Origin of the sequence: Mycobacterium sp. 852013-51886_SCH5428379 (assembly GCF_001665575.1) — a bacterium.
In the GTDB taxonomy this organism is placed as follows: Bacteria; Actinomycetota; Actinomycetes; order Mycobacteriales; family Mycobacteriaceae; genus Mycobacterium.
In genome coordinates this window covers 43922-56548 of record NZ_LZSU01000009.1, presented here as the reverse complement: position 1 = coordinate 56548, position 12627 = coordinate 43922, and the positions used below count along the sequence as shown (strand labels likewise).

Here is a 12627-nt window from a genome sequence, read left to right as displayed (position 1 = left end):
TGCTGGCCCGCTCGGATTCCTGACGTCCTGAAAGGGAACACACCTGTGACGACATCGGCACTCTCCCCACCCTTCGGGCGCGATACCGCCATCGCGAAGGTCCGTGCAGGAGAGGATCTGTGGAACACACGAGACCCGCAACGGGTCGCGCTGGGGTACACCGCCGACAGTCGGTGGCGCAACCGCTCCACCTTGGTGTGCGGACGTGCGCAGATCGTCGAGTTCCTCACCGACAAATGGGCCCGTGAGCTCGATTACCGGCTCATCAAGGAACTCTGGGCGTTCGGGAACGACCGCATCGCTGTCCGGTTCGCCTACGAGTTCCACGATGAAACGGGGAAGGACCGCCTGTTCCATTGGGATCTAAGCGGGCCGCGCCCACAGGGCCACCCCGACCTCAGCGAGTTGGGACTGTGAGCGGGGACAGCGTGTCTCGCGTCTGGTTCGTCACCGGCTCCTCCCGCGGGTTCGGGAGGGCGCTGGTCGAGGCGGTGCTGTCCGCGGGGGATTCGGTTGCGGCGACCGCGCGGCGTCCGGAGACGCTCACCGACCTCGTAACGGCTCACGGCGAGCGGATCCTGCCGCTGGCACTCGACGTCACCGACGCGACGGCGGTCGGTGCGGCCATTGCCGAGACGCGAAAGCGGTTCGGGCGCATCGACATCGTGGTGAACAACGCCGGCTATGCCAACGTCGCGCCGATCGAGACCGTGTCGGAGGACGACTTCCGTGCCCAGTTCGAGACCAACTTCTGGGGCGTCTACAACGTCTCCAGGGCAGCCATCCCGGTTTTCCGGGAACAGCAGGGCGGCCTGATCATCCAGTTCTCGTCGATGGGTGGACGCGTCGGCGGCTCACCGGGCATCGCGTCCTACCAGGCGGCGAAATTCGCCATCGACGGGTTCTCGCGTGTCCTGCAGGCGGAGACGGCACCTTTCGGGTTGCGGGTGCTCGTCGTCGAACCCAGCGGTTTCGCCACTGACTGGGCAGGTGCGTCCATGTCCATCGCGGATGTCCCGGAGGCGTACGCCGATACGGTCGGGGCCATGGGTGCGATTCGCAGAGGCGGCGCAGTCACCGCCGGTGATCCTGCGCGGGCCGCCGAGATCCTCGTGCAGATGTCACGACGCACCGACATCCCGTATCACCTGCCGCTCGGCGTCAACGCGGTCGACGGATCGATACAGCAGGACCGGAACCTGCTCGCCGAAGACACGAAGTGGGCCGCCGTCGGACGGTCGGCCGACTTCGCCGAGGCCTATCCCGTCGTGTTCCCACCCGACTGAGACACGAGCGAGGTGCAGGCTCACCGCGGAACATGCGTTGCGGGAGCATTCGTTTCGACTCGCCGGTGCGGACGACGGAGCCCGCCGGTCAGACGGTGAAGCCGCCGTCGATGTTGAGGTGCGCGCCGGTGATGTACCCGGACTCCGGCCCGGCCAGGAAGCTCACCAGGGCGGCGACGTCGGTGGTGTCGCCGTAGCGGCCCTGGGTGGTGACCAGCTTGAGGCTCTCGGCGAAATCGCCCTGACCCGGGTTGGCGTCGGTGTCGACCGGGCCGGGCTGCACGTTGTTGACGGTGATGCCGCGCGAGCCGAGGTCGCGCGCGAGTCCGCGGGTGAACGACTGCACCGCTCCTTTGGTCATCGCATAGACCGACAGGCCGGCGCCCGGCACCCGATCGGCGTTGATGCTGCCGATGTTGATGATTCGTCCACCGTCGCCGAGATGCTTCATCGCGGTGCGGGTGGTCCAGAACATGCTGCCGATGTTGATCGCCACCAGGCGGTCGAACTGCTCGCCGGGGAAGTCGTCGATGGGCGCCATGTGAGCGACCCCAGCGTTGTTCACCACGATGTCCAAACCGCCGAGTGCGGCGACGGCTTTGTCAACCGCGTCGACGTTCTGGGCGGGGACGGCGGCGTCGGCCTGAATGGCCACCACCGTGGCGCCCTGGGCGGTGAGTTCGGCAACGAGGGTGTCGGCGGCCGAGGCCGAGGCCGAGTACGTGAACGCGACTGCGGCGCCGTCCGCGGTCAACCGGCGGACGATCTGGGCGCCGATTCCGCGCGAGCCTCCGGTGATCAGTGCGCGGCGTCCGGTCAGGTGTGCTGTGCTCATGTGAGGCCTCCTGGTTAGTTACGAACCGATGCGTTACTTAGTACGCTCAGGTCAAGCCGGTTCCGTGGCGGGTCCATTCCGGATGTGATCGGCATCACATGAAAGGGTTCGCCATGGCTGTCGGGCGGCCGCGCGAGTTCGATCCGGACGAGGTCGAAGACGCGGCGATGAGATTGTTCTGGGATCGCGGCTTCGACGCGGTCTCGATCTCGGACGTGACGGCGGCGACGGGGGTGAACCGCCGCAGCATCTACGCGGAGTTCGGGTCCAAAGAGCATCTGTTCGAACGCGCGTTGCGGCGCTACCTCGAGGGTCCCGGCGCCTACACGACCGAGGCGCTGACCCGGCCGACGGCCCGCGAGGTGGCCGAGGCGATGGTGCACGGCGCCGCCGACACGGTCAGCGGCGACATCCACGGGTGCCTGACCGTCGGGGAGGCGCCCGGCATGGCCGAGTTCCGCGAAGCGACAGTGCACCGCCTGGCCGAACGGTTCGACGCCGCGGTCGCCGCCGGCGAGTTGGCTGACGTGCACACCCTGCTACTCGCCCGCTGGATTGCGGCTGTGTGCCAAGGGATCGCGATACAGGCGCGCAGCGGGGCGACCCGCGCGGAACTCCACGCCATCGGGGACCTGGCGCTGGAAGGCTGGCCGGACGTCGCCCGCCGGAACTGATGCGGTCGCAACACGCGTGCGTACGGCCGACCGCGGGGAATCAACGCGTCCTGTCGCCTGTTCCGCAGAGAGTCGCGGGAGTTCTGCCCGCCGGCGGAGTGGTCAGATGAGAAGAGGCGAGACCCATGAACAAGATGGGCTTGGTAGGCATGGTCGCGGGCACGCTGTCCGCGGCGGTGATCGGGTTCGCCGGTCCGGCGCAGGCCGACAACGGCAACGGCAACAACGGCAGCGATGTCAGAGGACGCGCCGACTACAGCTTCAACGGTGGTTTCCACTATGGCTACGGCCGCGATCACCGCAACAACCCGTGGCTCGGTCAGCTCTTCCCCACGGTGAAGGTGCCGCACGTCGACACCACGGTGCGAAACTCACCGTCCACCGGGCGAATCACGACCACGAATCGTCCAGCTCGCCCAGCGCGGCGATGAGGGCGCTGTTCGCGCTGTAGTCCACCGGACAGGCGATGACGCTGACCGTGTCGGTGGCCAAGGCCTCCGCCAACGTGGGCAGCAGCTCCTCGGCCGACGTGATCCGATATCCCTTCGCGCCGAAACTCTCTGCGTACGAGACGAAGTCGGGATTGCCGAAACCGGTGTCGACGTTGTGCCCGATCTCCAGATCCATCTTCCAGCTGATCAGGCCGTAGGCCTCGTCCACCCAGATGAGGATGACCATCGGCGTACCCACCCGCAGCGCGGTCTCGATCTCCTGCGAGTTCATCAGGAACGCCCCGTCGCCGGTCGCGACGAGCACCTTCGCCGACGGGCGGGCGATCCTCGCGGCGATGGCGCCGGGGACGGTCCACGCCATCGTCGAGAGCCCGTTGGAGATCAGGCAGGTGTTCGGTTCGTAGGTGGGATAGAGCCGGGCCATCCACATCTTCAACGCACCGGTGTCGACCAGCGCGATGTCATCGCGGGCCAGGGCTGCGCGGGTGTCCGCGACGATCCGCGCGGGGGCCAGCGGGAAGCTGTTGTCGGCGCGGCCCCGGTCGAGCTCATCGGCGAGCAGCCGCCGAATTCGTTCTTGTCCAACGGAATACGGCTCGTCCCTGCCGACGGCGGCGGCCAGCGCGTCGAGGCAGGCCCCGATGTCAGCGTGCAGACCGACGGCGACGTCGTAGTGCGCGTCGACCTCGGCGGGGAACCGGTGAACGTGGATGATCTTGGTGTCACCGCGGGGATTGATGCGGACCGGGTCGAACTCCTGCAGTTCGTAACCGGCGGCGACGATGACGTCGGCCTGATCGAAGCCGAAGTTGACGTAGTCGTGACGCATGAAACCGACGGCGCCCAGTGCCAGCGGATGGTCGTCCGGCATGACGCCCTTGCCGTGGAACGTCGTGGCCACCGGCATGCCGAGCGTCTCGGCGAACCGGCGCACCGCGGCCGCGGCGTCGCTGCGGGCCGCGCCGTGGCCGGCGAGCAGAACGGGATTGCGCGCCGACCGGAGGATCTCCGCGGCCCGCGCGATCTGCGCCGCCGACGGATCGTCCGGACGCGGCACATTGATCCGCAGCGCGGTGGCGTCCGCGGGCGCGTCGGCGGCCTCGACGTCCTCGGGCACGGCGAGGTAGACCGCCCCGGGCCGTTCGGTCTGGGCCAGCTTGAAGGCCTTGCGCACCATCTCCGGTACCGCACCCGGGGTGGCGACGAGCGCCGACCACTTGGTCACGGGCGCGAACATCGAAACCAGATCGACGCTCTGGTGCGATTCCTTGTAGCTGCGCTGCATCCCCACCTGCGCCGAAAGCGCCACCAGCGGAGTCGAATTCGTCGTGGCGTCGGCGACGCCGAGCAGCAGGTTGATCGCACCGGGACCCAGCGTCGCCGAGCACACCCCTGCCTTCCCGGTCAACCGACCGTAGACCTCGGCCATGAAGGACGCGCCCTGCTCGTGGCGGGCGAGGACGTAGTCGATCGACGACCTCGACAGCGCGTCGACCAACCGGATGTTCTCTTCCCCGGGGATGCCGAACACGTGCGTGACGCCCTCGTTCTCCAGGCATTCGACGATGAGTTCGGCGGTCGTGCGGGGGGCTTCGGACACCGTTCGAGCTAACCACAGTGCTCCGTCTGAGCTCCGGGTTTGGGGTCTCGGGGAAGGGCTATGGTTCGCATATGACCGCCGTGAGCACCGAGCAGCAGTCCCGCGTCACCAGCCTGCGTCGCTATCCCGTCAAATCGATGCTCGGGGAGACCGTCAGCGAGTTCTCCGTCGGGTCCGGCGGTGTCGACGGCGATCGGCGATTCGCCCTGATCGACCGGGTCACCGGTCGGGTGGCCAGCGCCAAACAGGCGCGGTTGTGGCGCAACCTGCTGCAGTGTCGCGCCCGCACCGACGGTGGACGCGTGTGGATCGCCCTGCCCGACGGTACGGAGGCGGCTGCGGACGACGACCGCGTCGAGGAATTGCTCTCGGCACTGCTGTCCCGTCCGGTGCAGCTGTCCGACACGCGTCCCGAGGGCGCGAGCGTCGAACGCGCCGATCCGGAACAGGTCATGCGGCAGGGGCTGGACGCGGAGGTGGACGCACCGCTGCTGGAACTGGGCGAGGGCACGCCGGGCGACTCCTTCGTCGACCTGGCCCCGCTGCACGTGATCACCACCGCCACCATCGACCACATCGGTGTGGAGGTCGAGCGTTACCGCCCCAACATCGTCGTCGCGACGCGGCCGGGTCATCCGCCCTACTCCGAGAACGAGTGGACCGGGCGCATCCTGACCGTGGGTGGCGTGCAGCTCAGGGGGATGGGGCCGACCCCGCGCTGCGTGATCCCCACTCTCGAACAGGCCGGCCTCGGCCGGTCGCCCGAGGCGCTGCGCACCCCGACGGCCGAGAACCGGGTCGAATCGTTCGGCCTCGGCCGATTGCCGTGCGCAGGGTCGTACATGGAGGTGGTCGTCGAGGGCACCGTCCGGGTCGATGATCAGGTCACGCTGGCCTAATCTCCGCGAAGCGGCTGGAACCACGAACCGAACGGGCCGGTCTGCATCAGACGTCCTCCAGCCTGATGCCCTTCGTCTCCTTCATGAAGAAACATGCGACGCCGGTGAGCGCCGAGAGCACCATGATGTACACGCCGAACACCCAGCCGAGGTCCCAGCCCAGAAACAACTGGTTCAAATACGGTGCAGTGCCGCCGAACACCGCGACCGAGAAGGAGTACGCGAAGCCGATGGACTGCGTGCGCAGGTGGGTGGGAAAGCTCTCGGACAGCGTCGACGACAGGATGCAGCCGGGGATGGCGACGACCAGGAGCGCCACCGTCGCCGCCAGCAGCAACGTCCACCATTCCGACGAGATGAGTGCCGTCAACGGGATCTGCAGGACGAACATCAGCACGGCGAACGCGGCCAACATCGGTTTGCGGCCGATGGAGTCCGACAACCGGCCCAGGAACGGTAGCGACACCAATGCGACCAGCTGGGCGATCACCAGCATCCAGTAGGCGATGTCCGGATCCATGTCCTGCTGCGTGATCGCATACGTCGAGACGTACGAAGTCCAGGTGTAGTGCGCTGCAGTCACACCGGAGGTCATACCGATCATCAGCAGGATGGCCCGCACCACGGTCTTGCGTGGAACGGACGGCCGTTCGAGCTGTGGCTGTTCCTGGTCAGCGTCGAAGACGTCGCTCTCGTCCATACTGCGCCGCAGATAGAGCGCGAACAGCGCCAGCCCCGCACCGAGGATGAATGGGATGCGCCAACCCCATTGGCCGACAGCAGATTCACTCAAGGTGGACGTGATGACACCGCCGACCGTGTAGGCGAGCACCGACCCGCCGAAGATCGCGACGAACGCCACGCTGCCCCACATGCCGCGACGATTCGGTGGGGCGATCTCGCCGACGTAGGAGTACGCGGTCGCCGATTCGCCGCCGTGGGCGAATCCCTGCATCATCCGGGCCAGCAGCAGGATTGCCGACGCCCAGGTGCCGATCGCGGCGTAGGTGGGCAGCAGTCCGATCACCAGGCTGCCGGTGGCCATCGTCAGCATGGTCGTGATGAGCACGAACTTCCGGCCGCGCTTATCGGCTATCCGGCCGAAGACGATGCCGCCCAACGGACGCATCAGGAAGCCGACGGCGAACACCGCGAGCGTGGACAGCAGCGCCGAGACCGGATCCTCCTTGCTGAACATCGCCGCCGCGATGAACGGCGCGAAGACCGCGTAGGCGCTCCACTCGTACCATTCCAGGACGTTGCCCACAGAACTCGCGACGAGGGATTTCTTACGGGAGGCCATCGTCGGCGTGGGACGGGTCTCTGCGGTGATCCTGTTGGTCATCGGGAGTCACTTTCTCGAGAGACGCAGCGGTGGTGTGTCATCGCCGGAGTTCGGCGCGCTTGATCTTCCCGGTGGGGGTCTTGGGGAGTTCGCCGATGAGGTGGACGGCTCGCGGTCGCTTGTAGGCGGCGAGTCGTTCGCGGGTGAACTCGATGAGTTCGTCTTCGGTGGCGGTCGCGTCGGGGCGAAGCGCGACGTAGGCGACCACGGCTTCGCCCTGGTAGTCATCGGGATGGCTGACCACGGCGACCTCGAACACGCCGGGATGTTCGTAGAGGGCGTCCTCGACTTCGCGAGGCCACACCTTGTAGCCCGACACGTTGATCTGGTCTTTGAGTCGATCGACGATGTAAACCCAGCCCTGCTCGTCGATGATCGCGACGTCGCCGGTACGGAGCCGACCGTCGGGCATCGTCGACACGGACGCCTCGGGATTGCGCCAGTATTTGGAAATCACCTGGGGACCGGCGATTTCGAGCTCACCGGCCACACCGGGAGGTGTGGGGTTCCCCGCCGGATCGACGGTGCGAAGTCGCACGCGGGGAAGGGGACGCCCCACCGACAGCGATCCACTCGTCTCATCCACCGGCGCCTCCGTACCCGGAGGTACCGCGATCACACCGGCGGTGGTCTCGGTCATGCCGTAGGCGTTGTGGATGTAGTGGCCGAACCGCGCTGCGAACGTCTTGGTGGTGGCGGGAGGGATGGGCGCACCCCCGGAGTACAGGGTCTTCACCGACTCGAAGTGTGCGGGGCTCGCGTCGGGCTGGGCCGAGATGGCGTTGAACACCGTGATGGATCCGATCGTGTACGTCACGCGATGTTCGACGAACGCATCGAGGGCGACGGCGGCATTGAACCTGTTCGCGAATACGAGCAGACAATCGCGGACCAGCGCGACCGCGGCATTGAGCATGGCGCCGGTGATGTGGAACAACGGTGCGACGGCGAAGGCGGCATCGCCGTCGGCGAGGCCGACGTAATCGCCGAAGTCGACGGCCGTTGCGAGCGCGTTGGCGTGCGAGATCATCGCGCCCTTCGGAGGGCCGGTGGTGCCGGAGGTGTACGCGAGAAGCGCCAGGTCATCTCCGACCGGTCCGGGTGCGGCCGGCCGACGACCGCGGTTGCGCTCGATCAGGTCCACCAGATCGTCGGCGGGCGAGCTGAGCCGCGTGCTCGAGCCGAACACCCGCGGATCGTTGCGGGTCTGGAAGTCGAGACCACTGGTGGTGATCGTGAACCGGACAGTGCTTGCGCGCAGTGCATCTGCGGTGGCTTCGACGTCGCGTTCGTCGCAGACGATGCCCACCGCCTGCGCGTCGTCGACGATGGCGCGGAGCTCGCGTCCGCGGTACATCGGATTGAGCAGCAGCGCGGCCGCACCGATCTTCCAGAGCGCGAGAAGCGTGATCGCGTATTGAGGGATGTTCTGCAGATAGATCCCCACCCGGTCGCCGTGCCCAACACCGTTGTCGGACAACGCGACAGCCAGCGCATCGGATGCGTCGTCGACCTCGCGGGCCGACAACACCGCGTCGAAGTAGGCGATGGCGGGATGGTCGGGCTGCCGCTCGACTCGGGTGCGCCAGGCATCCGTGAGGGTCTCTTCAGCGGTCCCCACCATCCGCCGCGCATACCCGCAGCGTTCGCAGGTGAAACCGCCTCGCGACCAGGATTCAATCCCGAACAGCTAGATGGAGGTGGTCGTCGAGGGCACCGTCCGGGCCGACGATCAGGTCACGCTGCCTGAGTGAATGCGGAGCCGCGGACTGTGGATAATGCGTTGGCAGGTCGGGGGTTTGGGCTATAATCGAATGTATGTTCGATACGGTGTTTGGGGGGCGGGATGACGCCGCGCTGATCGCTGTCATCGAGCAGGCCGCCCGCGAGGAGGCTGTGGCGGGGGCGCGGAAGTTGGCCGCGCTCGCCCAGCTGGTGCACCAGTCGGTGACCTTCGACGAGGAGCGCGACGATTGGGCGTGTGACTCCTGGGCGACCACCGCCTCCGAGGTCGGGGCGGTGCTCAATGTCGGGTACCGCAAAGCCTCGGCCCAGATGCGGATCGCCCTCGCGCTACGCGATCGGCTCCCCAAAGTCGCGGCGCTGTGCCTGCAGGGCCGGCTCAGTGCCCGCATGATCGCGATTATCACCTGGCGCAGCCGCCTGATCATCGACGCCGACACGATGGCACTGGTCGATGCCGCGCTGGCCGACAAGGCCCAACGGTGGGAACCACTCTCCGATGAGCGACTGATCAACGCCATCGACGCGTTGATCCACCGCTACGACCCCGACGCGGTCACCCGCGCCAAAGAGGCCCTGCGGCGACGCACCTTCCGGATCGGCGCCCACGACGACCCCGACGAACTGACCACCATCTGGGGACACATCCTGGGCTGTGAGGCCGCCGTGCTGGCCGCACGGATCGCCGCCCTGCTCACCGGTCTGTGCGATGAAGACCCCCGCAGCATCGACGAACGACGCTCCTGTGCCATGGGCGCGATCATCCTCGACCAGCCCCTGCCGTGTCGATGCGGCAACCCGGCCTGCACCGCCACCGCCTCGGACACCTCCCACATCGTCATCAACGTCGTCGCCGACCCCACCGCGATCACCGCCGCACACAAGTTGATCGCCACCGAAGACCACGATCAACGAAACGCGCACGCCAAGAGACGAACCCAACCCGAGGCGGAGGCCGAGGCGGGAGCTGAGCGATCCGCCGAAGAAGAGCGAGAGCCCGAGCCCGAGGCCGGATCGGAAGTGTCCAATCCGCCTGCCTGCCCACAGGATTCCGGAACCGCCCTGATGCCCGATGGCACCATCCTGCCGATCCTCGCCCTGGCCGAAACGATCCGCGCCGGCGCCAGGATCAAACCCCTACAGCACCCCGGACCCGACCCCGAACCCCACTACCAGCCCTCCGCCAAACTCGCCGCGTTCGTCCGCGCCCGCGACCTGTTCTGCCGCTTCCCCGGCTGCCACGTCCCCGCCGCACGCTGCGACATCGACCATGTCGTGCCCTGGCCCTACGGACCCACCCACCCCTCGAACCTGCACTGCAAATGCCGCACCCACCACCTGGCCAAAACGTGCTGGGACGGCTGGGGTGACGAACAATCACCCGACGGCACCATCACCTGGACCACCCCCGCCGGCGCGCACTACACCACCACCCCGGGCAGCCGACTGTTCTTCCCCGGCTGGGACACCACCACCACCGAACTACCGCCGCTCGCCAAACCGCCCCCGGACCCCGACCGGATCGCCAAAATGCCGAAAAGACGACGCACCCGCGCCGCCGACCGCGCCGCACGCATCACAGCCGAACGCGCCCACAACGCCGCCCAACGACAAGCCGCCGCAGCAGCAGCGGCCGCCGCCCACGCCGCCGCTGCCGCCCGGGCCGCCCGGGCCAAACACCCACCCGCCGAACCACAACCCCTCCCCAACTGCAGCGACGACGACCCGCCGCCCTTCTGATGCTGCAACCGTCCGCGGACGGGGGCCTAGTTCAGGCTGAACGTCGTCGTCTCCGCGACCGACCGCCGGTCGATGGGCGGCAGCGGTTCCGCGGTGGGCCGCGCCCCGAGCCGCATCAACGCCTGCGGGTGGGCATCACCGTCGAACACCTCACACGCCAGCGCGAGCCGGCTGCGGGTGTCCCTCAGCGCGTCGGTCAACGGGCAGCTGGCCAGTCCGAGCGCGGCGATCGACAGCGTCAGGTCGCTGATCGCCTCACCCGCGCGCAATTGATCCGCAGCGCCGTCGGAGTCGGTGGCCAGCACCAGCATGACGGCGTCGTCACCGTCCGCGACATCGGGCGGACCGTCCCCGTAGCGCAGGGCGAAGTCGGTGTCGCCGACTTTCGTCCACCGGACGGCAGGCACCACCGCCAGCCGGACGCCGAGGCGCTCGGCGCGGATCAGCAGGTGTTCGATGGTGCCGGCGGGAAGCGAGCCGGCGTACGGGCGACGGTCGGCCCGGCGGAGGGGGATTGCGCGGGCCAGTTCCAGGCTGCCGGCCCCGGGCGGTTGCGGTGCGAGCTCGATGGTCGCCAGTACGTTGTCGGCGGGGTCGGCGGGGTCGGCGGGCACCCGGCTGATCCGGCTCGACCAGCCGGCGGCGGCGAAGGCGACCGCGCAGTGGTGCAGGACCGCACCGCAGCTGAGCACGACATCGCGCCGGTCGGAGTCGGTGTCGCCGAGGCGCCGGGTCCAGTCGGCGAACAGCCGGACACCGTGGCGGTCGACGTGCCACCGCCACGGCTGCGCGTTGCGGATCGAGGGGGCCCGGGCAGCAAGGTCGAGCGCGCTGTCGAGGGTCGCGGCATCAGGGAACGCCGTGGCCATACCCCTCACCTCCACCCGAAACCTGTGCCCGCGGACTTGCGACATTCTAAGAGGCGCGGCGGGCACGCGCTGTCATGCAGCGGGCGACGCCTGGTACTGGAGCACCCGCCACCCGTCTGCCGTCCGGATGAGTGTCACGCCGATGGACACCTGCACGGGGGGCCGGTCTGGGTAACTGAACGTCGCGTCCAGATAGGCCAGCACCACCCCTGCGGACGGCCGGCGAGTCTCGAGGATTCGGTAGCCGACGGTCATCCCCTGAGGCTGGGAGTCGTAATAGTCGGCGACGGCGCGCCGGCCCACGCCGTAGGGCCGCAGCCCGCGGAACACCGCGTCTTCGGTGAACACCGCGGCCACCCGCGCGGGGTCGTGGCTGTCCACTGCGGCCGCCCACTCCTTCATGACCCCGGTGACCACCTGCTCGTCGCCCATCTCAGTGCCCCGCGCTCTGGCCGCCGTCGACGTGGAGGATCTCCCCGGTCACGAACGGCGCGTTCTCGAGGTAGAGCACGGCGTCGACGACGTCGTCGACTTCGCCGTTGCGGCCCACCGGGTGCAGCGCCGCCAGGGCCGCCAGCTCCGACGGCTGATGCATCGGTGTCTTGATGATGCCGAGAGCCACCGCGTTGGAGCGGATTCCCCGGTCGGCGTACTCGATCGCCAGGGCTCGCGATGCGGCGTTCAGACCGCCTTTGGTCAACGAGGCCAGCACCGCCGGTACGGCGGAGTTGGCGTGCTCGACCAGTGTGGTCGAGATGGTGACCAGGTGACCGCCGTCGCCTTGCGCAAGCATCTGCGCCACCGCGGCGCGCGAGACGTCGAAGAAGCCACGTAGATTCACACCCGTGACGGCGTCGTACTCGTCGTCGGTGTAGTCGGTGAACGGTTTGGCGATGAAGATTCCGGCGTTGTTGACCACGGTGTCGATGCGGCCGAAGTGGTCGACGGCGGCCTCGACGAGATGTCGGCCGACCCCGGGTCGGGAGATGTCGCCGGGTACGGCGAGCACCATCGGGTCGTCGCTGTCGCCGATGCTGCGGGAGTTGGCCACGACGGCGTAGCCGTGTTTGCGGTATCCGGCGACCAGCCCGGCGCCGATGCCCTGTGATGCGCCGGTGATGAGTGCGACGCGTGGAGTGGATGTCATGTCGGTTCCCTTCTCGTGGTGATGCTTCACGGAACGC

The 12627-nt window shown here is 68.0% G+C and carries 13 protein-coding genes; 6 read left to right on the top strand and 7 right to left on the bottom strand.

What is annotated here, in order from left to right:
* Positions 1-45 precede the first annotated feature (45 nt).
* Positions 46-417 (top strand): DUF1348 family protein, encoded by a 372-nt coding sequence (locus tag A5757_RS02470; RefSeq protein ID WP_066828376.1) that lies wholly within the window; start codon positions 46-48, stop codon positions 415-417.
* The gene (locus A5757_RS02465) at positions 414-1286 is read left to right on the top strand and encodes an SDR family NAD(P)-dependent oxidoreductase (RefSeq protein ID WP_231983861.1); all 873 of its coding nucleotides are present in this window, start codon (positions 414-416) and stop codon (positions 1284-1286) included. The genes A5757_RS02470 and A5757_RS02465 overlap by 4 nt, the downstream gene beginning before the upstream one ends.
* Positions 1287-1374: 88 nt before the next feature.
* Here A5757_RS02465 and A5757_RS02460 read toward each other — a convergent pair whose 3' ends face one another.
* Positions 1375-2121: a 3-oxoacyl-ACP reductase family protein gene (locus tag A5757_RS02460; protein WP_066828375.1), complete on the bottom strand. Its 747-nt coding sequence runs from the start codon at positions 2119-2121 to the stop codon at positions 1375-1377.
* A gap of 113 nt (positions 2122-2234) precedes the next feature.
* Between A5757_RS02460 and A5757_RS02455 the strand changes: the two genes are divergently transcribed.
* Entirely contained in the window at positions 2235-2795 is a 561-nt protein-coding gene (locus tag A5757_RS02455; RefSeq protein WP_066828402.1) for a TetR/AcrR family transcriptional regulator, read from the top strand.
* A gap of 125 nt (positions 2796-2920) precedes the next feature.
* Positions 2921-3226: a hypothetical protein gene (locus tag A5757_RS02450; RefSeq protein ID WP_066828374.1), complete on the top strand. Its 306-nt coding sequence runs from the start codon at positions 2921-2923 to the stop codon at positions 3224-3226.
* Here the strand turns inward: A5757_RS02450 and A5757_RS02445 are convergent.
* A complete protein-coding gene (locus A5757_RS02445; RefSeq protein ID WP_066828373.1) occupies positions 3186-4847 on the bottom strand; it encodes an acetolactate synthase large subunit in 1662 nt (553 codons plus the stop codon). The two genes, A5757_RS02450 and A5757_RS02445, sit on opposite strands and share 41 nt — an antisense overlap.
* A gap of 71 nt (positions 4848-4918) precedes the next feature.
* Here A5757_RS02445 and A5757_RS02440 point away from each other — a divergent pair, with 71 nt between their 5' ends.
* Positions 4919-5746, top strand: coding sequence for an MOSC domain-containing protein (locus A5757_RS02440; RefSeq protein WP_066828372.1), 828 nt, complete (start codon positions 4919-4921; stop codon positions 5744-5746).
* Between the two features lie 46 nt (positions 5747-5792).
* Here the strand turns inward: A5757_RS02440 and A5757_RS02435 are convergent, their stop codons facing one another.
* Together A5757_RS02435 and A5757_RS02430 are read right to left on the bottom strand one after the other, a co-directional pair.
* Positions 5793-7091 (bottom strand): MFS transporter, encoded by a 1299-nt coding sequence (locus A5757_RS02435; RefSeq protein ID WP_066828371.1) that lies wholly within the window; start codon positions 7089-7091, stop codon positions 5793-5795.
* Positions 7092-7128: 37 nt separating this feature from the next.
* A complete protein-coding gene (locus tag A5757_RS02430) occupies positions 7129-8715 on the bottom strand; it encodes a class I adenylate-forming enzyme family protein (RefSeq protein WP_066828370.1) in 1587 nt (528 codons plus the stop codon).
* Between the two features lie 194 nt (positions 8716-8909).
* On the opposite strand from A5757_RS02430, the gene A5757_RS02425 reads away from it, so the two are divergent.
* A complete protein-coding gene (locus A5757_RS02425; protein WP_066828369.1) occupies positions 8910-10574 on the top strand; it encodes an HNH endonuclease signature motif containing protein in 1665 nt (554 codons plus the stop codon).
* Positions 10575-10600: 26 nt separating this feature from the next.
* Here A5757_RS02425 and A5757_RS02420 read toward each other — a convergent pair whose 3' ends face one another.
* The 3 genes from A5757_RS02420 to A5757_RS02410 form a co-directional block, all read right to left on the bottom strand.
* Complete coding sequence (locus tag A5757_RS02420) at positions 10601-11443, bottom strand: nitroreductase (protein ID WP_066828368.1); 843 nt, start codon at positions 11441-11443, stop codon at positions 10601-10603.
* 72 nt (positions 11444-11515) lie between these two features.
* Complete coding sequence (locus A5757_RS02415) at positions 11516-11875, bottom strand: SgcJ/EcaC family oxidoreductase (RefSeq protein WP_066828367.1); 360 nt, start codon at positions 11873-11875, stop codon at positions 11516-11518.
* A gap of 1 nt (position 11876) precedes the next feature.
* Entirely contained in the window at positions 11877-12590 is a 714-nt protein-coding gene (locus tag A5757_RS02410) for an SDR family NAD(P)-dependent oxidoreductase (protein ID WP_066828401.1), read from the bottom strand.
* Positions 12591-12627: the final 37 nt, after the last annotated feature.